The 20,286-nt window shown below is 45.2% G+C and carries 21 protein-coding genes; 17 read left to right on the top strand and 4 right to left on the bottom strand.

All coding sequences use genetic code 11. From position 1 onward, the window contains the following. Nucleotides 1-1,068 (bottom strand): sensor histidine kinase, encoded by a 1,068-nt coding sequence (locus BLW16_RS06450; RefSeq protein ID WP_090555760.1) that lies wholly within the window; start codon nt 1,066-1,068, stop codon nt 1-3. Nucleotides 1,069-1,186: 118 nt separating this feature from the next. Here BLW16_RS06450 and BLW16_RS23180 point away from each other — a divergent pair, with 118 nt between their 5' ends. The 3 genes from BLW16_RS23180 (at nt 1,187) to BLW16_RS23175 (ending at nt 2,478) form a co-directional block, all read left to right on the top strand. Beyond that, nucleotides 1,187-1,339 (top strand): hypothetical protein, encoded by a 153-nt coding sequence (locus tag BLW16_RS23180; RefSeq protein WP_175470494.1) that lies wholly within the window; start codon nt 1,187-1,189, stop codon nt 1,337-1,339. A gap of 168 nt (nt 1,340-1,507) precedes the next feature. Beyond that, nucleotides 1,508-2,182 (top strand): lipid-binding SYLF domain-containing protein, encoded by a 675-nt coding sequence (locus tag BLW16_RS06445; RefSeq protein ID WP_090555759.1) that lies wholly within the window; start codon nt 1,508-1,510, stop codon nt 2,180-2,182. 122 nt (nt 2,183-2,304) lie between these two features. Then, complete coding sequence (locus tag BLW16_RS23175; RefSeq protein ID WP_175470493.1) at nt 2,305-2,478, top strand: DUF6496 domain-containing protein; 174 nt, start codon at nt 2,305-2,307, stop codon at nt 2,476-2,478. Nucleotide 2,479: 1 nt separating this feature from the next. Here BLW16_RS23175 and BLW16_RS06435 read toward each other — a convergent pair whose 3' ends face one another. Next, nucleotides 2,480-3,376 carry an AraC family transcriptional regulator gene (locus BLW16_RS06435; RefSeq protein WP_090555757.1) on the bottom strand — a complete coding sequence of 299 codons (897 nt, stop codon included), beginning with the start codon at nt 3,374-3,376 and terminating at the stop codon, nt 2,480-2,482. A 142-nt stretch (nt 3,377-3,518) separates the two neighbouring features. Here BLW16_RS06435 and BLW16_RS06430 point away from each other — a divergent pair, with 142 nt between their 5' ends. From BLW16_RS06430 to BLW16_RS06400, 7 genes are all read left to right on the top strand, one after another. Next, nucleotides 3,519-3,848: an L-rhamnose mutarotase gene (locus tag BLW16_RS06430; RefSeq protein ID WP_090555756.1), complete on the top strand. Its 330-nt coding sequence runs from the start codon at nt 3,519-3,521 to the stop codon at nt 3,846-3,848. 4 nt (nt 3,849-3,852) lie between these two features. After that, nucleotides 3,853-5,517: a UxaA family hydrolase gene (locus BLW16_RS06425; RefSeq protein WP_090555755.1), complete on the top strand. Its 1,665-nt coding sequence runs from the start codon at nt 3,853-3,855 to the stop codon at nt 5,515-5,517. A gap of 8 nt (nt 5,518-5,525) precedes the next feature. Further along, complete coding sequence (locus BLW16_RS06420; protein ID WP_090555754.1) at nt 5,526-6,290, top strand: SDR family NAD(P)-dependent oxidoreductase; 765 nt, start codon at nt 5,526-5,528, stop codon at nt 6,288-6,290. 7 nt (nt 6,291-6,297) lie between these two features. Beyond that, nucleotides 6,298-7,155 carry a fumarylacetoacetate hydrolase family protein gene (locus BLW16_RS06415; protein WP_090555753.1) on the top strand — a complete coding sequence of 286 codons (858 nt, stop codon included), beginning with the start codon at nt 6,298-6,300 and terminating at the stop codon, nt 7,153-7,155. 9 nt (nt 7,156-7,164) lie between these two features. Beyond that, nucleotides 7,165-7,950, top strand: coding sequence for an SDR family oxidoreductase (locus BLW16_RS06410; RefSeq protein ID WP_090555752.1), 786 nt, complete (start codon nt 7,165-7,167; stop codon nt 7,948-7,950). Nucleotides 7,951-7,968: 18 nt separating this feature from the next. Further along, the gene (locus BLW16_RS06405; RefSeq protein WP_090555751.1) at nt 7,969-8,337 is read left to right on the top strand and encodes a hypothetical protein; all 369 of its coding nucleotides are present in this window, start codon (nt 7,969-7,971) and stop codon (nt 8,335-8,337) included. 120 nt (nt 8,338-8,457) lie between these two features. Next, entirely contained in the window at nt 8,458-10,761 is a 2,304-nt protein-coding gene (locus tag BLW16_RS06400; RefSeq protein WP_175470492.1) for a TonB-dependent receptor family protein, read from the top strand. A gap of 422 nt (nt 10,762-11,183) precedes the next feature. Here BLW16_RS06400 and BLW16_RS06390 read toward each other — a convergent pair whose 3' ends face one another. After that, a complete protein-coding gene (locus BLW16_RS06390) occupies nt 11,184-11,555 on the bottom strand; it encodes a VOC family protein (RefSeq protein ID WP_090555748.1) in 372 nt (123 codons plus the stop codon). Nucleotides 11,556-12,002: 447 nt separating this feature from the next. Here BLW16_RS06390 and BLW16_RS06385 point away from each other — a divergent pair, with 447 nt between their 5' ends. Together BLW16_RS06385 and BLW16_RS23170 are read left to right on the top strand one after the other, a co-directional pair. Beyond that, nucleotides 12,003-13,211 (top strand): inositol-3-phosphate synthase, encoded by a 1,209-nt coding sequence (locus BLW16_RS06385; protein WP_090555747.1) that lies wholly within the window; start codon nt 12,003-12,005, stop codon nt 13,209-13,211. A 152-nt stretch (nt 13,212-13,363) separates the two neighbouring features. Beyond that, the gene (locus BLW16_RS23170) at nt 13,364-13,510 is read left to right on the top strand and encodes a HepT-like ribonuclease domain-containing protein (RefSeq protein WP_175470491.1); all 147 of its coding nucleotides are present in this window, start codon (nt 13,364-13,366) and stop codon (nt 13,508-13,510) included. 109 nt (nt 13,511-13,619) lie between these two features. Here BLW16_RS23170 and BLW16_RS06375 read toward each other — a convergent pair whose 3' ends face one another. Then, nucleotides 13,620-14,861: a peroxiredoxin family protein gene (locus tag BLW16_RS06375; protein WP_217631522.1), complete on the bottom strand. Its 1,242-nt coding sequence runs from the start codon at nt 14,859-14,861 to the stop codon at nt 13,620-13,622. A gap of 159 nt (nt 14,862-15,020) precedes the next feature. Between BLW16_RS06375 and BLW16_RS06370 the strand changes: the two genes are divergently transcribed. The 5 genes from BLW16_RS06370 (at nt 15,021) to BLW16_RS06350 (ending at nt 20,267) form a co-directional block, all read left to right on the top strand. Further along, a complete protein-coding gene (locus tag BLW16_RS06370) occupies nt 15,021-16,217 on the top strand; it encodes a hypothetical protein (protein WP_245735149.1) in 1,197 nt (398 codons plus the stop codon). Nucleotides 16,218-16,295: 78 nt separating this feature from the next. Further along, entirely contained in the window at nt 16,296-17,774 is a 1,479-nt protein-coding gene (locus tag BLW16_RS06365; RefSeq protein WP_217631521.1) for a cobyric acid synthase, read from the top strand. A gap of 3 nt (nt 17,775-17,777) precedes the next feature. Next, nucleotides 17,778-18,794 (top strand): pyridoxal phosphate-dependent aminotransferase, encoded by a 1,017-nt coding sequence (locus BLW16_RS06360; RefSeq protein ID WP_090555746.1) that lies wholly within the window; start codon nt 17,778-17,780, stop codon nt 18,792-18,794. Continuing rightward, a complete protein-coding gene (cbiB, locus tag BLW16_RS06355) occupies nt 18,779-19,714 on the top strand; it encodes an adenosylcobinamide-phosphate synthase CbiB (RefSeq protein ID WP_090555745.1) in 936 nt (311 codons plus the stop codon). The genes BLW16_RS06360 and cbiB overlap by 16 nt, the downstream gene beginning before the upstream one ends. A 13-nt stretch (nt 19,715-19,727) precedes the next feature. After that, nucleotides 19,728-20,267, top strand: a complete 540-nt coding sequence (locus BLW16_RS06350) for an AAA family ATPase (protein WP_090555744.1) — start codon at nt 19,728-19,730, stop codon at nt 20,265-20,267. The last annotated feature ends 19 nt before the right edge of the window (nt 20,268-20,286 follow it).

The raw sequence follows: 20,286 nt of genomic DNA, 5'->3' as shown, positions 1-20,286 counted from the left end.
TTATAAAGTTATTTGAAGGTCAAAAATATAATCATCCTCATTTTCGGAAACATGAATCTGATGGGCGTCCGAATAATAGGCATCTAAACGCAATTTCAAGTTTTTTAGTCCGACTCCATTGCTGGGAATATGTCTCCGTGATTTGAGTTTCCTGTTTATACTGGTTAAGTGTAACTGGTTTTCCCGGATCACAAGATTTATCGTTGCAGGGTGGCTGGTGTTTTTGAGGTCGCCGTATTTAAATATATTTTCTATAGGGGTAAGCAGGATCAGCGGTAATATCATGATGCCCGCAGCATTGCCCGATACATTAAAGGAGAGCTGCAGGTTATGGTCAAACCGGAACTGGTTGAGGTCTATAAATGTATTGATCTGTTCTATTTCGTCCTCCAGGTTCACCTTACCGGATTGTGGTGTCTCCGTCAGCGCATAACGCATAATATCGGATAAAAGGAGTATAGGTTCGGATAGTTCGACGGATGTCTTTAAAGCGGAGTTGTACAGGAAGTTGAGCGTATTGAAAAGAAAATGCGGATTGATCTGTGCCTTGAGGTAGGCGATTTCAGAGTCCGCGAGCTTTTTCTCCAGCTGCTCGTTCTGCAGCTGGCTCAGCAACTCTTTCTTCTCGAGGTCAGATACCTTCTTCCTTTCTATGATTGTATTTAGCGCAAACCAGTATCCTGCGCTCAGCCCCATGAAATAAATGAACCTCCAGACGGTATAACTGAGGCCGGTGTACATATTCTTAAACGGAGAATCAGCGGTAACCTTCAGGTACAGGAGAATTTCTGAAAGAGAATATTTGAGCAGCGTGGAACAAATCAGTTCCAGGAGAATAAAAGCAGCGGTAATGTAAAATGGTTTTTTGTGTGAGTAGGGTAAAACCAGGTGTGCATTAACATAAAATAAGACTATGTTAATGAAATAGGAGTTAAAATAATCTAAAAGCGTCCAGAATTTTCCTGTGAGGACAATGGTAATTATTGATTCATATATGATAAACAGTACCCATACCAGAATATGGGTGCCATAGAATTTGGTCTTTTTACTGTTTTTTGCAAAAATCATACAATCAAATATAAGGGATAATATGCTGATTTACCCTTACATTATTGGCGTTCGCGTAATAACTTTTATAATGATCTGAGACACACTTAAAATTGATGTATACCAAAAACTATATATCATGAAAAAGTCATTCTCAAAATCCCTGAAATTAGAAATTAAACCAGTTTTCCAATTTTCTGCTACAGAAATTAAAGGACAGTACGACACAGATCCCACCATTGCTACTGTTACGGCAACAACCTACGTCTTCCAGCAGCCTAACCAAAGATAGGCATTTCCATCCTGATAAAGCCGGAATTTGCTGCCTGATCATAAGAGGATGTAAGGATAGTTAAGAAATATTATCCTTTTATTTTCCTTACAGCAAATTCTGGCTTTTATTTTGTTCTGATTGTTGATGAAGCCTGGCTTCAACATTTAAAAACAAAAACATCAGACTATGAAAATTACAAACTTAAGGGGAGCTTTGCTTTTATGCGCAGGGCTTTTTATAGGAGGCTCAACCTATGCCCAGGATAAGGAGCAGCAAAAAATTGAGGCAGCAACTACTGTACTTACAGATTTTAGTAAGATGAAGGAATCTATTCCGTCTGAGCTGCTGGCCGTTACGCAGGGGATTATTATTGTTCCCAAACTAATTAATGCAGGATTTGTAGTGGGTGGTAAACGCGGTAAAGGTATTGCCATGGTTAAAAAAGCTGATGGTACCTGGAGTAATCCTGTTTTTGTAACCATGACAGGCGGTAGTATCGGTGCCCAGATCGGCGTTCAGTCTGTAGATCTTGTCCTCATATTCAGACATAGTAAAAGCCTGACCGAGATCAACAAAAGCAGTTTCACCCTTGGGGGAGATCTTTCTGTAGCGGCGGGACCTGTAGGCAGAAGCTCTACAGCCAATACCGACTATAAACTGGAGGCTGAGGTTTACTCCTACTCCAGAAGCAAAGGACTTTTTGCCGGAATTACATTAAACGGTGCTTCACTGGATATTGATGCGGCTTCCAATAAAAGCTTTTATGGTAAAGCAACAACTGCCAGTGCCATCTTTAAAGATCCGGCCAGTCCGAATGCCACCGTGAAAACCCTGAAAACTACTTTAGCAGGAATGCAGTAAGCTACTTATAATATCATTATCAGAGGCCAGTCAATTCATTTTGCTGGCCTTTTTAATTTTTAAAAAAATAAAAACCGCGGCTCGTCTGTTTTGTTCTTATGCTGCATTTTATATTAAATATTATGGCTAAGTATTCAAAAAAAGCGGGCGAAAAGGTGGAAGACACCATGCACGAGATGAAAGAAGGCAAACTGAAATCAGGAAGCGGCAAAAAAGTAACCTCTAAAAAGCAGGCTGTAGCCATCGGGCTTTCGGAAGCCAGGAAAGAAGGCGCAAAGGTTCCAAAAAAGAAATAACTCAGATCATCAGGGAAGAAGACTCCTTCCTTTCATGATGGAACTCACGCTGGTAGTGGAGCGGGCTTTTGCCGGTGATAGACTTAAAATATTTATGGAAACTGGCGAAATTGTAAAAGCCGCTTTCATAACAGATCTGCTTGACGTTGATCTTATTTTCGATGAGCAGTTTGCAGGCATGACCTATTCTTATTTCATTGATGAACTGGGAATAGGTCTTTCTTGTTCTTGATTTAAAGTAGCGGCAAAAATAATTGATGCTTACATGTGCGATCTCCGCGACTTCGCCGGTCGGGATTTTCCGCTTGAAATTGGCCAGTGAGAATTCATATATGGCATGGATCCTGTCATTTTCAGTTTCCTCAAAATTATGCTTGAAGCCCATGGATGACAGGAGTTTTACCTGGCTGGAATTTCCTATCGCCATTAGGGCTTCCATCAGCAGGATGATCTTTTTTGTTCCTTCAGCTTTCAGCAGCAGCTCCAGGATATCGCCAATATCTTGACGGGCCTGACCGCCGATCTGTATTCCGCGCCTTGCTTTTTCCAGCGTGATCCTGATCAGTTTATTCTCCGGCAGGTTCAGGAAGGTGTCTCCCCAGAAATTTTCGTTGAAATGAATCACGCGGACGTCGGCCGTGGTTTTGATCTGCTCATCAAAATAGACATCGTCAAACCGCCAGTAGTGGGGCAGGTTGGAGCCGATGAGGATCACATCGCCCGACCTGAAGCGTTTGATACTGTCACCGATGAATTGTGTGCCGTTTCCGCTTTTAAAATGAATGAGCTCTGCTTCATTGTGGTAATGCCAGCGGTTATTGATATAGGGAACATTGTCCTGCCGGGCGCTGAATGAATTTATAGGTGTGGTAGATACTTTTAAAAGTTGCGGCTTCATCTATTTTTGTTACAAATGATATCAGATAAACTGTAAATATGCCAAAATCATTTAATCTTTAGTTCAAATGATAAAATATATAACATCAGAATTTCCTTCCTTTGAATAACCGAATATATAACGTACCAAAAAAATACAGGTTATGAACAGATATTGTCTTACACTCGATTTGATCGATGATCCGGAGCTGATCGCAGCATACGAAGAAATACACCAGCATATATGGCCTGAGATCTATATCAGTATTAATGAAGCCGGTATTGAGAAGATGGAAATCTACAGGCTGGGAACCCGCCTGTTTATGATCATGGAAGTGAATGACAGCTTCAGCTTTGAAAAGAAAGCAGACATGGATAATGGAAATGAAAAAGTACAGGAATGGGAAAAGCTGATGTGGAAATATCAGCAGGCTTTACCGGGAGCGAAACCCGGGGAAAAATGGATGTTAATGGATAAAATTTTTGAACTCTAGACCTATGCCGGCCATACAAACAACGTCGTATATACAAATACACCCCCTTGATAATGTATTGGTAGCCCTGGTTGATCTGCCAGCAGGTACCGGGATTAATTTTAACGGGCGGAGCTTTGAGCTGCTTACCCCGGTACAAGCCAAACATAAATTTACTCTATTCCCGCTTGCGGCAGGAGAGGAGATCTTTATGTACGGGGTGCTGGTGGGCAAGGCGAGCGAGCCTGTTGCTCTTGGTGCTGCAATTACTGTAAATAATGTGGTACATGCAGCTGAAGATTATGAACTCGGGGAGCGGAAAACACAATGGCAGCAGCCGGACGTTACTGCTTTTGCGGATAAAACCTTTATGGGTTTCCACCGTGAAGACGGCAGCGTAGGTACCGCCAACTACTGGATCGTCATACCGCTGGTATTCTGCGAAAACCGCAATGTGGAGGTGCTCAAAGAAGCACTGATCGGTAAGCTGGGCTTCAAGAAACCCAAAAGTTATGAGAACGAAGTAGAGAGCCTGATTGAGCTTTATAAGACGGGGAAATCCGTAGAAGATATTTTGAATGCCGACCTGCAGCGCTCCGTTGCAGCCAGGCCCACCAGCCAGTTGTTCCCGAACATTGACGGGATCAAGTTCCTGAACCATGACATGGGCTGTGGCGGTACACGGATGGACTCCGATACGCTCTGCGGTTTACTGGCAGGGTACATTACCCATCCCAACGTAGCTGGCGCAACCGTCCTCAGCCTCGGCTGTCAGCATGCCCAGGCAAGCATCCTCGAAGAGGAGATCAAAAAGCGTGATCCCAACTTTAAGAAACCCCTGGTGATCCTTGAGCAGCAGAAGCTGGGAACAGAAAGTAAACTGCTTGAGGAAGCATTAAAACAAACCTTTGCAGGACTGATGGTTGCCAATCAGCAGCAGAGAAGTCCTGCCCCCCTGTCTAAACTTTGCGTAGGTCTGGAATGCGGTGGTTCTGATGGTTTTTCTGGCATCTCTGCCAACCCGGCACTGGGTCATCTCTCAGACCTGCTGGTGACCATGGGCGGTAGTGTGATCCTGGCAGAATTCCCCGAATTATGCGGGGTAGAACAGGAACTCAGCGACAGATGTGCCGATGTGGATACCGCAGAGCGCTTTATGGGGCTGATGCGCACATACAATGCACTGGCCGAAGCTACGGGATCTGGATTTTACGCCAACCCCTCACCCGGGAACATCAAAGACGGGCTGATTACTGATGCCATAAAATCTGCCGGTGCAGCAAAAAAGGGAGGTAACTCCCCGGTTACAGCCGTATTGGATTATCCTGATAAGGTAACGAAACCTGGATTAAACCTGTTGTGTACGCCAGGAAGTGATGTAGAAAGTACTACCGCGGAAGTGGCCTCAGGTGCAAACATTGTGCTGTTCACTACCGGCCTTGGAACGCCAACAGGAAATCCTGTGGCACCGGTAGTTAAAATATCAACCAATACTGCCTTGTTCAATAAAATGCCTGATATTATTGATGTCAACTGCGGCACCATCATCGAAGGCAGGGAGAGTATTGAAGAAGCAGGGGAGCGCCTGCTCAATTATGTGATAGAAGTGGCCAGTGGCCGTATCAAACCTAAAGCAGTAGAACTGGGACAGGATGATTTTATCCCATGGAAAAGAGGAGTTTCATTATAATTTAAAATATGTTTAGTTTAGAAGGAAAAACAGCGATCGTTACCGGTGGCGGAAGCGGGATTGGAAGGGCTATTTCTGTATTGTTTGCCACTCAGGGTGCCCAGGTACATATCATCGAGCTCAATGCTGCAGCAGCTGAGGAGACGGTTAATGAAATCAAAGAAAAGCAGGGCCTGGCTTTTGCCTGTGGATGTGATGTAAGCAGCCAGCAGGAAGTGCTGAAGGTCTTTAACCAGATCGGAAAGCTTGACATCCTGGTCAATAACGCCGGAATCGCCCATATCGGAAAAGCTGATACCACCAGCGAGGATGAGTTTACAAAGGTGTTCGACGTGAATGTTAAAGGCGCATATAATGCGTTATTTGCAGGACTTCCGTTACTGAAGAAAAGCAAGACTGCCGCCATTCTGAACATGGCTTCAATTGCTGCCCTGGTAGGTATATCCGACAGGTTTGCCTATTCCATGAGTAAAGGCGCCATATTTGCCATGACGATGTCTGTAGCCAAAGATTATATGGCCGATGGGATCCGCTGTAACAGCATTTCCCCGGCAAGGGTACATACGCCGTTCGTGGATGGCTTTATTGCTAAAAATTATGCCGGACAGGAAGAGGAGATCTTTGCAAAGCTGTCCAAAAGCCAGCCGGTAGGCCGCATGGGGAAACCCGAAGAAGTTGCAGCCCTGGCATTGTACCTGTGTTCTGAAGAAGCGGGGTTTATTACGGGAAACGATTATCCGATTGACGGAGGATTTATAAAATTAAATAACTAATATTCATATGAAGTTAATAAGATGGGGTGAGGCCGGTAAGGAAAAAACCGGTGTGATCATCAATGATGTAAAGTACGATACTTCTGCCTTTGGCGGAGATTATAATGAAGAGTTCTTTGAAGATAACGGACTGCAGAGACTGGAAGAGTTTGTTAAAGCAAACGAAGGAGCACTGATTGAGGTTCCTGCCGGTGCACGTTTAGGATCACCTGTCGCCCGTCCCTCCAAAATTGTTTGTATAGGGTTAAACTATGCAGACCATGCAAGAGAAACAAATGCACAGATACCAGCTGAGCCGATTATATTTATGAAATCTACCACTTCGCTTGCGGGGCCAAATGATGCGATCATCATCCCGAAGAATTCCGTGAAAACAGACTGGGAAGTGGAACTGGCAGTGATCATTGGTAAAAAAGCATCTTATGTGGATGAGGCTGATGCCCTGGATTACGTTGCCGGATATGCACTGCACAATGACGTTTCTGAACGTGAGTTCCAGCTTGAAAAAGGCGGTACCTGGGATAAGGGTAAAGGTTGCGATACTTTTGCACCGATGGGTCCTTTCCTGGCAACACCTGATGAACTGGGCGATATCAATAACCTTCGCCTGTGGCTTACCGTAAATGGCAAGACCATGCAGGATGGCAGTACATCGAACTTTATCTTTACTGTTGCCCATGTGGTTTCTTACCTGAGCCAGTACATGACCTTACTTCCCGGAGATGTGATCTCTACAGGCACGCCTGCTGGGGTAGGACTGGGCTTCAACCCCCCTGTGTATTTAAAGGAAGGTGATGTGGTAGAACTGGGAATTGAAGGGTTAGGAAGTGCAAAACAGGAGCTTAAGGCTTATGTTAAACAATAAATCATTAACATGGATCTGCAATTAAAAGATAGAGTAGTGATCGTTACCGGTGGTGCGAAAGGAATTGGGGAAGGGATTGTGCGCCAACTGGCAAATGAGGGTGCAATTCCTGTGATCGTGGGCCGCAATGAGGCTGACAACAACAGGCTGCTGGCGGATATTACGGCCGGCGGATTGCATGCCTTCCAGGTGGTTGCGGAACTTACCGACCCTAAACAGGCTGAGCTTACCGTAAACAAGGTTGTTGAAAAATTTGGCCGCATAGACGGGCTGATCAACAACGCAGGGGTGAATGACGGCGTAGGACTGGAGCACGGAAGTTATGATGCTTTTGTAAGCAGCCTCCATAAAAATGTGATCCATTATTACCTGATGGCACAGCACTGCCTGCCATGGTTAAAGAAAAGCAAGGGTGCGATCGTTAACATCGGCTCAAAGGTGGCAGAAACGGGGCAGGGGGGAACTTCGGCTTATGCCGCCTCCAATGGTGCCAGGAATGCGCTGACCAGGGAATGGGCCGTAGAGCTGCTGCCATACAGCATTCGTGTAAATGCGGTGATCGTGGCGGAGTGTTATACGCCGCTGTATGAAACCTGGATCAACTCACTGCCTGACCCGGAAAAGAAGCTGCAGGATACGCTGGCCAAGATCCCTCTTGAAAACCGCATGACCACGGCCGGGGAGATCGCAAATGCGGTATTGTTCCTGCTGTCGCCCAGGTCAAGCCATACTACAGGCCAGTTAATGTATGTTGACGGCGGTTATGTTCATTTAGACAGGTCAGTTAGTGCGTAGATTTTATATATTTGCAAAATGTTCAAAACCATTCTTGCGCATATATTAATCTTTAGCACACTTGCAGCCAATTTCGGTCAGCTGTTTGTATATGCCGGTTTTGAACTGAACCAGAATTATATTGTCTCCGAACTGTGTGTTAACCGCGATAAACCTCAGCTGCACTGTAATGGAAAGTGTTACCTGATGCGGAAGTTAAAACAGGCGGAACAAAAAGAAAAAAGCAGGGACGGTGAAAACCAGCGGTTGATGTTCCAGCAGGGAGTAGTGGTTGAAAGGCTGTCTTTCTCCCCGTTTGTGTTGCAGATCGACAAAGAATACCGGTCTGAAATCCCGTTTCGCCTGCCTCAGTTTGCTGCTGATATCTTTCAGCCACCGCGCGTATAAATCCTTATTGTATAACCGGTATCTCTGGATACCGGTATTTTTCCAGCTCATTTCCCGGCCCCAGGGCTGATAAGGAAAATGGGCGGGCTAATTTTTATGGATTTTATTTCGCAATTTCTAATGAACATCTTCAGATACCTCATTCTGCTTGCTGCGTTCTCTATTTTTTCTGATCGCGCGCAGGCACAAGATAAAGCCCTTACCGGCAATATCTACGACTCTCAAACCAAACAGGCGCTTGCCGGTGTAAGTATTAAAAATTCTGCAGGTCAGGTACTGGCTGAATCTGACCAATACGGACATTTTTCTTTTCAGTATAATGATAATGGTTTGATCAGTTTTGTACTGGTAGGGTTTAAAACACAGGTGCTGAAATCAGCATCTAGGGAGGGGAACATCAATATCCAGATGGATGCGGATGAATCTAACCTGAATGAAGTGCGCGTCACCGGATTTGCGGGGAACCGTACCAAAAAGGAGACTGCCGGCGCTATTGCACTGATCACCAGTGCAGACATTAACCGCGGAAGCGGATTGTCCTTCCAACAGGCCTTAAATGCTGTGCCGGGCGTAAGAATGGATCAGAGTACCCTTTCGGAGGCGAGGATCTCGATACGCGGGAATGGCGTCCGTTCTTCCTACGGATTGAGGAATATTAAAGTATACCTGAATGATATCCCTGTCACAGAAGCCGACGGAACTACGCGTATTGAAGCGCTGGATGTGAACAGCATCGGCAGGGCCGAAGTAATCAAAGGTCCTGCTTCGAGTATTTACGGCGCGGGAACAGGAGGGGTGATCAATTTTCAGCTACAACGCTCTCCCTATCAGGAACAGAGCTTTGAGGCCTCCGCACTGGCAGGAAGTTATGGTTTACACCGCCTGGCAGCTGCCTACAGAAGCGGCGGCGACCAGATCAACAGTTATGTATCTTACGGCTGGCAGGAATATGACGGCTACCGCGCGCACAGTAATGATATGAGGCGCTTCCTTTCCGGGAACTTCCAGCTTTTTCCAAGCAATAAACGCATCATTACGCTCCTCCTAAACAGGACTACGCAATATTCCCAGATCCCGGGATCTTTAACAGCTGACCAGGTGGCGGCAGATCCAAAACAGGCCAACGCCAGTAACCTGGATAAACAGGCAGGGCGCTATCAAACCTGGACAAGGGTAGGACTGGGACAGCAATACCGCTTTAGCAACCAGTTTTCGAACAGCACCAGTGTGTTTACGTATTCGTACGACCTGAACCATCCTCTGCCATATGCCTACCTGAGGAACTTTTACCAGAGTTATGGCGGAAGGACCAGGTTCACCTATGATCCTGAATTTTCTGCACTGCCCACCCAATTTATTGTGGGCGCTGAATTTAACCAGGGCCTCACCAAGGGAACACAATATGTAAACAACCACGGAACGGAGGGAGCACTAACGGCAAATATTGATTACCACAATACGCTTTATTCTTTGTTTTACCAGTCGGAGACCAGGCTTGGTACCCAAACGCTGCTTACCCTGGGGCTGAGTTACAACAGCCTGAAATATGATGTGTCTAACTACCTGCTGCCTGCGCAAAGCGGGATCAAGGATTTTAAACCACAGGCTACCCCGCGCATTGCCCTGAGTCATCATTTCTCTGAAGTACTGAGTTTACATGCGAGCGTAAGTTCAGGTTTTTCGCCTCCTTCAAGTTCGGAAGTGAAGAACGTAGACGGCTCTATCAACCCGAACCTTCAGGCCGAAAAAGCATTGAATTACGAGGTTAATGCCAAAGGGAATCTCTTTCATTCGAGACTGAGCTATGATCTCTCGGTATTCAAAATGGATATGAAGGCTGAGCTGATCGGACAGTCGGTTCAGCAAGGCATTACTATATATAATAATGCAGGTAAAACTACGCACGATGGCGCGGAACTTGCCCTGTCATGGCAAGTACTGAAACCGGAAGATGATCATGTTATTGCAAGCCTGCGGCCTTTTGTGGCACTGACGTATTCAGATTTTAAGTTTAAGGATTATAAGATCCTGAATGCTGTAGGTGCAGTAACCGCCACGTATGACGGCAATAAGCTGACTGGTGTTTCGCCATGGGTGCTCAGCGCAGGTTTGGATATGGAGACGAGATTTGGCCTCTATGTTTACCTGAACTATTATTATAACGATAAAACGCCGCTGAATGACAGCAATGGGAATTATAACAAATCTTATGGGGTAGCGGGTACTAAAGCGGGATATAAAAGAAAGCTGGGGCGGTCATTTGAACTGAACGTGTATGGCGGTATTGATAACGTCTTTAATGAGTCTTACAGTTCTATCCTGTCGTTAAATGCAGTGGGATATGGAGGTGCGCAACCGGCATATTTTAATCCCTCGCCGAAAAGGAATGGCTATGCGGGATTGTCGCTGAAGTACTTGTTGTAGACGTTGTTTTTTGAAGTGCCCTGTAATATGTAATATCTTTTGGGCTGTGCTATTCTCCGTATTCCCGGGGGTAATCGTAAGGGGCTTCGTTTAAAAGATTCTCTTGTAAAAAATCAAAAGAATGGTATTCCGGCTGCATTAATTCGCTGCGCGAAAGAACGACAAGGCCGGGATACCATTCTTTTGATTTTTTCTCAGCTATCCAATGGCACTATGCAGGGGAGAGGGTATGGGATTGTACAAGGGAGGTTCTGCAAGGAATCTTCTAACCCCGCTAAGCCGCCCTGCAGTGGATATCCTTTAAAAAAAATGTACTGTTAGTTTGGTGCCTTCTCGGCTGCGCTTCAGCAGCCGGCAGCACCAAACTAACAGTACATTTTTTTCAGCGAAGCCAGAAGATCTCTAAGCAGCTAACAAACAATCTACGCCGTGGTCAGCCACCAGGTGTTGCCGAAAGGATCTTCGACACCGCCGCTTCTTCCGTAGTCCCTATCTGCAACCTCGGTTACAATTGACGCGCCATGAAATATAGCCCTGTTAAAGGTTTCGTCAGCATCACCAACATAGATGAAAAAATTACCGCAGGCTTTTCCGTATTTATCTTTTGCCTCTGACAGTAACATCACTGTATGGCCAATTTTGATCTCTGCATTTAGAACAGTTCTGTTATCCTCAGCCATATTCAGCAATAATACCTGTGCATTAAATACAGTTTCGGCGAATTCAATAAATTCCGCTGCATTTACAAGCATCATGTAAGGAAGAATAGTCTGTTGATCTTTATAATTTTCCATTTCGTGAGTATTACCTCATGCATAACAAAAAAATGAACCAGAGGTTTGACCTCGTAAATTACGAAATCTGTAAACTGCTGGTTCTAATATTAAATCAATTTAGCATGGCGTTACTCAGATGTTTTTGGGTTTCACTACAGTTCAAATAATTCATTATGAATCAATTCAGGCGTTGAAATCCTGAATTATATTGGATTTTAACGTGTATCTTGCGGCAACCTTTAAACTATCTAATAATTAGGTAACAGGACAGAGTCTTATACAAACTGACTATGAAGTTAAAGTTGTCAGAATGTAAAATTTAATCTGTCAAGGATAATTTTACTGATATTGTTAACAAATATGATGGAAATTGTAATCTGATTTCTATTTTTGCCAATGTGAGATGGATGGATTCTGCCTTAAAAGTTCTCCATCTGAAAAATTAAGAATAACCAAAGTTCGATAATGCAAAACCAAGGAAAAAAAATCAGAGTTGCCATCTTAGGCGTAGGCAATTGCGCCAGCTCACTCGTTCAGGGTGTAGAATATTATACAAAATTTACTGATAAGACGTCAGGTTTAATGGCTGATGATATTGGTGGATACAAAGCAGCAAACATTGAATTCGTTTGTGGATTTGATGTGGATGAAAGAAAGATCGGTGTCCCTTTAAAGGATGCTATTTTTGCAAAGCCAAACTGTACGATGGTGCTGAATGCGGATATCGAATCAGAAGCACCTGTATACAGGTCGCCTGTTATCGATGGTGTATCCCCACAGATGGCTGCTTACCCTGAAGCAAGCAGGTTTGTGATCAAGGATGAACTTAAAAATACAGATATCTTAATTGATGCCGTTTCTTATGATAAAAAGCAGGTAAGTGTATTGCGTGAAGAGATCATTGCTCATCTGCGTGAACATGAAGCTGAAGTACTGATCAATTACCTTCCTGTGGGCTCACAGCAGGCCACAGAATTCTACGCAGAGATCTGTCTTGAACTTGGCATTTCACTGGTGAATTGTATTCCTGTATTTATCGCCTCAGACCCGGTGTGGGAGCAGCGGTTCATTGATGCTGGTATCCCGATCATCGGTGATGATATGCGCAGCCAGTTTGGTGCAAGTATCGTTTCACAAATGCTGCAGGAACTTGCCTTTGAAAGGGGACATCATGTAAAAGCACATATCCAGAGAAACGTTGGCGGAAATACAGACTTCCTGAACATGGAAGACAAAAACCGTCTGAAATCTAAAAAGATCTCTAAAGAAAACGTGATCAGGGCACAGAATGACATCAGGGGAATCTCTACTGAAGACAGTTTCCTTCATGCTGGACCATCAGAATATATTGCTTTTTATGGTGATAATAAGGTGGCTAACTTCCGTCTTGAACTGGAAGGTTTTATGGGCGCCCCGGTAGTATTTGATGCGCAGCTGTCCGTTCAGGATTCACCTAACTCTGCGGGTGTGGTGATCGATGCGATCAGATATGTATATGTAGCAAGAGAATTAGGCCTGGTAGGCGCTTTAAGAGGTCCTTCTGCTTCTACGCAGAAAACTCCACCGGAGCAGATGATGTTCAGTGACGCGATCTATGAGTGCCATGCACTGGCTAAACGCGAACTGACTGCTTCAACCAGAAAACAACTGAAAGTTGCAGTAGCAGCTGTATAAAGAAAAAAGGGGCTCTGTTGGAGCTGCTTTAATGATAAAACCCGCTTAGGCTAATGCTCAAGCGGGTTTTTGTTTGCTGAGATACGATTGTAGAGGTGTTATATTCCCTGAATAATATTCGCTGTGAGGATTGATTTTATTTGTGTTAATATATGATTAACATTGGAGTATGCAGGCAGTCTACAAATGGAAAAGATAAGGATGATGTAATTAATGATCCCATCTTATCCAGAGCGTTGATAAGGAGCCTGGAGATTATCGGCGAAGCCAGCAATAAAACAAAGTCCTGGAAAAAATAGGCATGCAAAGGGAGGGCCTAAGGAGAAAAATACTTCCTATAAGAGGAGAATGGAAAGATAACTATCATTATGCGCTCTTAGAGGAAGATTTTTTCGGTTTCCAAATATCTTAACTCTGATTCTTCACTAGCTTATCCATCTTACGTTCAAATTCTTCTTTAAACTTTGTATAGTATTCTCCGGTTCCGGGACCGAAGAAATCTGTAGTGATCTCCACAACCTTCCCGCTCCTGTCCAGAATAAGCGTAGTAGGGAAGACCTTGATCTCGGTAAGCTGCGGCAGCGTTTTTTCGGTACGCTGCGGATCTGTCAATTTCACAGGAGTGATCAGCAAAGGGTAATGTACGTTGAATCTTTTCTGGAATTTACGAACGCTTGCTATCGAGCGGCTGATCTCCGTGCTGTACTCATAGGCCAGCCCTATCATCTCAATTCCGCGCTGTTTGTTCTTATCGTAATATTCGCTCATGAAAGCAGTTTCGTCCATACAATTCGGGCACCATGAGCCCATCAGCTGGATCACAACTACTTTGCCTTTAAAACGTTCATCTTTAATGGATACCTTTTTGCCGTCCAGATCTGTAAAACTAAAATCCAGCGTACCATTTTCACCATCTTTCAGTTTGGTCAGTGTCTCCGCGGGCAGCAGTGCATTGGAGTCCTTCAGGGCCGTCCATTCCTGAACAGAGGTCTTACCGCTGTACATACGTGCATCAGACAGCACATTGTTATTCACTCTTGCAGTAAATAATATGGCATGAACGCCGTCAAAAGTAGACAGCTGCAGCAGGTTGCCCGTCACTGTTCCCGAAAGAAAGCGGTAATCACCTGAAGTGGTGAGTACAGATCCTGTAACCAGGTTTCCCTTTTGTGAGAAGTTGCCGATTGCAGGTTCATGGTCTTTCAGGAAATCAATCTTCCATTTTCCCTCCACCTGCTGTAACGCATTGCCGTTTACCGGTGCAAAGCGATAATTCTGTTTTGCCGAGGCTGTAAAGGGCATTTCCATGTCTTTTACGGAACCTCTTTTATACCAGGTACCTGCGATACTATCTTTTGATATAATCTTCAGTTTAAACGAAGATTCAAAAACCGGCATATCGACGAACATGGAATCCTTAACCAGCTGAACATCCTTAACCAGCATTTTTTCCTGTCCGTTTACAACATACAGGATTGTCTTTCCTTGTTGCTGCTCCACCTGCAGGGTAAAAATGATATGATTTCCGTCTTCTCTTAAGAGGGAAGCACGCCAAAGGCCATTCTGAAGGCCTGTATCTGCCATAGCAAAGCCGGACAGCAGTAATAGTAAACTAAATACGGAGAAGGTTTTAGAAATGATATGGTGCATTTTTATTGTCTTTGAAATTAATATTGATACGAAGATAGGCTATTATTATTAAATCTAGTAATTGTATAGAGTAATACCTTTGTCATGTATTATATGATAAATTAATCGCCTGCATATCAGTTAAAATCATTATATTTAATATCACCAAATAAGAGCGCCATGAACAGGCTACTGACTGTATTTCTTGTGTTATTCTGTTTCAGCTTTTCCGAAGCCAGAAGCCAGGATACGCTAAGTAGCAGTTCTCTTGAATTTTATGGCCATACCTTTCATTTGGTGACAGATGGTACAATTTCCCTGGATCTGCAAAAAAATCTCTCTGAAGAAGCTGTAAGGGCAGGATTCAAAACGCTGAACTCCGCCACCTGTCAGCCCCTGACTGACTCCCTGCTGGCCTACCGGGAAAAATACCGGCTGAACGACTGGCTTTACTACCAGCTGATCCGAAAAGTGGCACAGCGGCTTTGCCCCAAAGAACTCAATTATGGTAATTATACGCTGTATAAATGGTTTATGCTCACTAAATCGGGATATGATGCAAGGCTTGCATTATCCCATCAAAAGATCATCTTCTATGTTTTCAATGACGAGGATATTTCTGATATTCCGTTCTTTCAGGTAGAGGGCAAAAAATATATGTGCCTCAATTACCACGATTACGGCAAGGCCAACCTAAACGATGATCCCCCGATACCGGTGAAAATTGACATTCCGGAGGCTAGAAAAGCGTTTTCATACAAGGTAACGCGTATGCCCGACTTCAATGCGGCTGATTACACGGAGAAAAAACTGGATTTCATCTATGATCATAAACAATATCATTTCAACATAAAGCTGAACCCGGCACTGAAAACGATCTTCGCCAATTACCCCGGGGTAGACTTTGAAAGCTATTTCAATATTCCGCTGAGCAAAGAGACCTACGGTTCGCTGATTCCCCTTTTGAAAAAGAATGTGCAGCGGATGAACCAGAAGAAAGGGGTAGACTACCTGATGCGGTTTACCCGTTATGCTTTCCTGTACGAGAACGATCAGGAGAACTTCGGCAAAGAGAAAAGGATGTCTCCCGAAGAAACGCTGTCATCGACTTACAGCGATTGTGACGACAGGGCCGCCCTGTTCTTTTACCTGGTCAAAGAGATCTACAATCTCCCGATGATCGCACTCTTATATCCAACCCATATTATGATGGCTGTGGAATTCAGCAAACCGGTAGGAGAACCTATCCGGTACAAGGGTAAAATATATTCTGCATGTGAGGCAACACCTGAAATGGAAGACCTTTCGATCGGTCAGCTGGCCTCCAACCTGAAAAATATTCCATACCATATTGTTTATCAGTATGATCCGCAATAGTAATCATCCTATTAATTTTTTTTACAGATTTGCTTATACACTTGTAAGCTGAGAGATAAAAGTGTAAGATTGCAGTTGATGGAAACGCAACATAAACTCAGGCCTGTGATGTTCGTAGGGACATCGTCTGATGTAGGGAAAAGTGTGATTACTGCAGGATTTTGCCGGATATTTATGCAGGATGGTTATGCGCCTGCGCCTTTCAAGGCGCAGAATATGTCGCTGAACAGTTATGCTACGCCTGAAGGGCTTGAAATTGGTCGTGCGCAGGCCGTACAGGCCGAAGCCGCAGGGATTCCCTGCCATACCGATATGAATCCCGTTTTACTAAAGCCCACTACGGATAAAACATCACAGGTGATCCTGAACGGAAGATCCATCGGTAACCAGACCGCAAAGGAATATTTTATGTCGGGCGACAGGTCTGCCTTATTTGAAGAGGTAAAACTCGCCTATGCAAGATTGTCGGAAAGATATAACCCTATCGTAATGGAAGGTGCCGGAAGTATATCCGAGCTGAACCTCAAAGCGCGGGACATCACCAATATGCGTATGGCCATTGCTGCCGGCGCTGCAACATACCTCATCACGGATATCGACAGGGGAGGCATTTTTGCTAGCCTTTACGGTACGATGGCCCTGCTCGGGCCTGCAGAAAGGGCTTGTGTCAAAGGGATCATCATCAATAAGTTCCGCGGTGACGCTGGTCTGTTTGACGAAGGAAAAAAGATCATTGAACGCCTCTGCGGCGTGCCCGTTATCGGGATGATCCCGTATTTCCGGGATATCTTTATTGAAGAAGAAGATGCTGTGGCCTTGCAGCAGAAGCGAAACCAGCCGGTGAAAGATAAAGTGAATATCGCCGTTGTGCTGGTAGGCAGAATGTCTAATTTTACGGATTTCGACCGTCTGGATAATGACAGCAGGCTGAACCTATATTATACACATACCCGGGAAGGTATCGCAGGGGCGGATATCATTATCCTGCCGGGAAGTAAGAATACCATTGAAGACCTGATCGAACTTAAAAATAACGGACTGGCAACGACCATCATCCATGCACAGCGAAACGGGAAAACAGTGATCGGCATTTGCGGGGGGTACCAGATGATGGGTGAACTGATCGAAGATCCGCTCGGGGTAGAGTCTGCCGTAACGGAAGTTACCGGTTTGGGCATTTTACCCGTCAGAACCATATTGCTGGCAGAAAAAACGACCAGGCAATGTGATTTTACCTATCGCGGCTATCCTGAGATCTGCAGGGGATACGAGATCCATATGGGAGAAACAAGCAGCACCGCCGGTGCTGAACCTACTGCGCTTCTTTCTGACGGACAGCCTGACGGTCATTACCTTTCCGGAAAATGCTGGGGCTCTTATCTGCACGGTATTCTGGATAACCCGCTGGTGATCAATGAACTGGTAGCCCCATATACGGATGAAAAGGTGGACACCGCCGATTATCAGTCATTCCGTAATGAGCAATACGATAAACTGGCAGACTTGTTAAGGGCAAACCTGGATATTGAACAGGTCTATCAGCAATTAAAAGATTAACAGATGTTTCAGGGACACGGAGATGACGGCTACTTGCACAATAAGCCATTAACAGCAGATTTTAGCACCAATGTATACCATGGAGGAGCACCCGCAGGACTGAAGGAATACCTGTTTGCACACTGGGATAAGGTAATGCGCTATCCTGAAGTGCTGGCCGAAAGCCTCACTGAAAAAATTGCCGGGCATTATGGTTTCGGCAGTGGGCACATTCTGGTGACCAGCGGAAGTACAGAAAGTATTTACCTGATTGCCCAGGCTTTTAAACATAAGAGATCAACGTTAGTTATTCCCGCTTTCGCCGAGTACGAAGACGCCTGCCGCATGCACGGACATGAAATAAATTTCATCCGCTGGGAAGACGTTGAACTCAACCATTTGCTGAAAGGCACGGACCTGGTTTTTATCTGTAATCCGAATAATCCTACAGGGGCAGTGATGACAGAACTCGAACAACTGATCGTACAACACCCCCATACATTGTTTGTAGTAGATGAGGCATTTATAGAATTTACCTGCTCCATTACTTCTTTGGTTGGAGCAACTGAAAAATACAGTAACCTCGTAGTGATGCGTTCCATGACCAAAGCGTACGCGGTGCCGGGATTAAGACTCGGGTATATCGTTGCGCAACCACCGCTCATTGCCCTTTTCCGGTCTGCCAAACTACCCTGGACCGTGAATACCATGGCGCTTGAGGCCGGCCATTTTATTTTTGACCATCTTGACAGCTTAACCTTGCCACTGCAGCAGCTGCTGGCAGATAAAGCTGATTTGATCAGGGAACTGGACAATGCACCGCTAACCATCTATCCAAGCCATACCCATTTCTTCCTGGCAGAAACGCAGGTGGAAAATGCTTCCCGCTTAAAGCGGTTCCTGCTGGATGAATTCAATATCCTGATCAGGGATGCAGGAAATTTCAGGGGGCTTTCCGAAAATTTCATCAGAATTGCTACATTAAGCCCGGCTAAGAATAAATTATTGATCAACGCTTTATCAGAATGGAAACGTACGTAATCATCATCATTCCATTGCTGGCGGGCTACCTGCTGGACCTGGTGCTCGGCGACCCATACCGGCTGCCCCACCCGGTGCGTTTTTTCGGTACATTGATCGGCCTCGCCGAAAGGCGGCTGAATAAAGGGAAATACAGATTTGTAAAGGGAATGATCACGGTACTGGTACTGTGCTCCGGAACATACCTGTTTTTCTATGGTATGGTGCATTTTCTGCTCCTTTATGGTGTGCCGGTGTACTTTCCCTTCGCCACCGTATTCATATTTTATGCCCTTGCGAACAAAGGACTGGTCACGGAAGGGAAAAAGGTGTTTGATGCCCTGCAGTATAACGGACTCGAGGCCGGACGGGAGCGCCTGTCCTGGATCGTAGGCCGGGATACGTCAAAACTTGATTCCCAGCAGATCCGCAGTGCCGTTTTTGAGACCATGTCTGAAAACCTGAGTGACGGGGTGGTGGCACCCCTGTTCTTTTATTTCATTGCCGGCGTACCGGGAATGCTGACCTACAAAATGATCAACACACTGGACTCCATGATCGGCTACCACAGCGAACGGTACGAGTATTTTGGCAAGTTTGCCGCAAGGCTGGATGATGTGGCAAACTTTATTCCCGCAAGGATCACGGCGATACTCATGCTGCTGGTGACACTCAGTTTCAGGGGCTGGCGCTTTGTATTGCATTACGGGCATCAGCATAAAAGCCCGAATGCGGGTTATCCTGAGGCTGCATTGGCGGGCATCCTGGATGTACGCTTTGGCGGGCCCAATGTTTATCATGGCCAATTGGTTGACAAACCCTATATTGGTACCAATAACAGGGAAATTAAACACGAAGAATTTAAAGTGGTCAGCAGTATCAATCATGGGGTCTGCCTGCTGATGGTACTATCCGTTGCGATCTACTTTTTCCATTTCTAATACAGTAATCCTCATGCAGGTTAACAACAAAAGATACGTCATTACCGGAGGACCCGGTTCGGGGAAGTCCACATTGATCGAGGGATTGGAAAAAGCGGGTTATGCCTGCTCTGCCGAGATCTCGAGGGAAATGATTAAAGCTGAAGTGGCAAAAGGTTCTGACTGCCTTCCATGGCTGGATATCTCCTGTTTCTCTGACAAGGTGATCGCCAGGATGACCGGTGCCTGGCAGCAGAGCGCGGAAAACACGCTTACCTTTTTCGATCGGGGAATACCGGATGTGATTGCCTATCTCAGGATCGCCGGTCTGCCGATGCCCCAGGCCTATCTGGATGATCTGTTGCGCCACCCTTATGAAAATCAGGTATTCATTCTCCCCCCCTGGGAGGCGATTTATGTGAACGATGCGGAACGCTGGCAGAGTTTTGAGGAATCTGGATCGATTTATGACACGATCAGGGAAACTTATACCGGTTTCGGCTTTGAACTGACCGACGTTCCAAAAATTGCTGAAGCCGACCGGGTTGCATTTGTTTTAAACTTTATAAAATAATTACCTGCCGATTTAGTAG

The sequence above is a fragment of the Pedobacter hartonius genome (assembly GCF_900107535.1).
GTDB lineage: Bacteria > Bacteroidota > Bacteroidia > Sphingobacteriales > Sphingobacteriaceae > Pedobacter > Pedobacter hartonius.
The sequence above is the reverse complement of the archived record's forward strand: the minus strand, read 5'-3'. Positions and strand labels throughout refer to the sequence as shown.

What these genes read in the sequence shown, in the direction of transcription:
- cbiB (WP_090555745.1), top strand. Translation starts at nt 18,779, where the DNA reads ATGGAAACGTACGTAATCATCATCATTCCATTGCTGGCGGGCTACCTG.
- BLW16_RS06350 (WP_090555744.1), top strand. Translation starts at nt 19,728, where the DNA reads ATGCAGGTTAACAACAAAAGATACGTCATTACCGGAGGACCCGGTTCG.
- BLW16_RS23170 (WP_175470491.1), top strand. Translation starts at nt 13,364, where the DNA reads ATGATTAACATTGGAGTATGCAGGCAGTCTACAAATGGAAAAGATAAG.
- BLW16_RS06375 (WP_217631522.1), bottom strand. Translation starts at nt 14,861, where the DNA reads ATGCACCATATCATTTCTAAAACCTTCTCCGTATTTAGTTTACTATTA.
- BLW16_RS06445 (WP_090555759.1), top strand. Translation starts at nt 1,508, where the DNA reads ATGAAAATTACAAACTTAAGGGGAGCTTTGCTTTTATGCGCAGGGCTT.
- BLW16_RS06370 (WP_245735149.1), top strand. Translation starts at nt 15,021, where the DNA reads ATGAACAGGCTACTGACTGTATTTCTTGTGTTATTCTGTTTCAGCTTT.
- BLW16_RS06400 (WP_175470492.1), top strand. Translation starts at nt 8,458, where the DNA reads ATGAACATCTTCAGATACCTCATTCTGCTTGCTGCGTTCTCTATTTTT.
- BLW16_RS06435 (WP_090555757.1), bottom strand. Translation starts at nt 3,376, where the DNA reads ATGAAGCCGCAACTTTTAAAAGTATCTACCACACCTATAAATTCATTC.
- BLW16_RS06385 (WP_090555747.1), top strand. Translation starts at nt 12,003, where the DNA reads ATGCAAAACCAAGGAAAAAAAATCAGAGTTGCCATCTTAGGCGTAGGC.
- BLW16_RS06365 (WP_217631521.1), top strand. Translation starts at nt 16,296, where the DNA reads ATGGAAACGCAACATAAACTCAGGCCTGTGATGTTCGTAGGGACATCG.
- BLW16_RS06430 (WP_090555756.1), top strand. Translation starts at nt 3,519, where the DNA reads ATGAACAGATATTGTCTTACACTCGATTTGATCGATGATCCGGAGCTG.
- BLW16_RS06420 (WP_090555754.1), top strand. Translation starts at nt 5,526, where the DNA reads ATGTTTAGTTTAGAAGGAAAAACAGCGATCGTTACCGGTGGCGGAAGC.
- BLW16_RS06415 (WP_090555753.1), top strand. Translation starts at nt 6,298, where the DNA reads ATGAAGTTAATAAGATGGGGTGAGGCCGGTAAGGAAAAAACCGGTGTG.
- BLW16_RS06425 (WP_090555755.1), top strand. Translation starts at nt 3,853, where the DNA reads ATGCCGGCCATACAAACAACGTCGTATATACAAATACACCCCCTTGAT.
- BLW16_RS23180 (WP_175470494.1), top strand. Translation starts at nt 1,187, where the DNA reads ATGAAAAAGTCATTCTCAAAATCCCTGAAATTAGAAATTAAACCAGTT.
- BLW16_RS06405 (WP_090555751.1), top strand. Translation starts at nt 7,969, where the DNA reads ATGTTCAAAACCATTCTTGCGCATATATTAATCTTTAGCACACTTGCA.
- BLW16_RS23175 (WP_175470493.1), top strand. Translation starts at nt 2,305, where the DNA reads ATGGCTAAGTATTCAAAAAAAGCGGGCGAAAAGGTGGAAGACACCATG.
- BLW16_RS06360 (WP_090555746.1), top strand. Translation starts at nt 17,778, where the DNA reads ATGTTTCAGGGACACGGAGATGACGGCTACTTGCACAATAAGCCATTA.
- BLW16_RS06410 (WP_090555752.1), top strand. Translation starts at nt 7,165, where the DNA reads ATGGATCTGCAATTAAAAGATAGAGTAGTGATCGTTACCGGTGGTGCG.
- BLW16_RS06450 (WP_090555760.1), bottom strand. Translation starts at nt 1,068, where the DNA reads ATGATTTTTGCAAAAAACAGTAAAAAGACCAAATTCTATGGCACCCAT.
- BLW16_RS06390 (WP_090555748.1), bottom strand. Translation starts at nt 11,555, where the DNA reads ATGGAAAATTATAAAGATCAACAGACTATTCTTCCTTACATGATGCTT.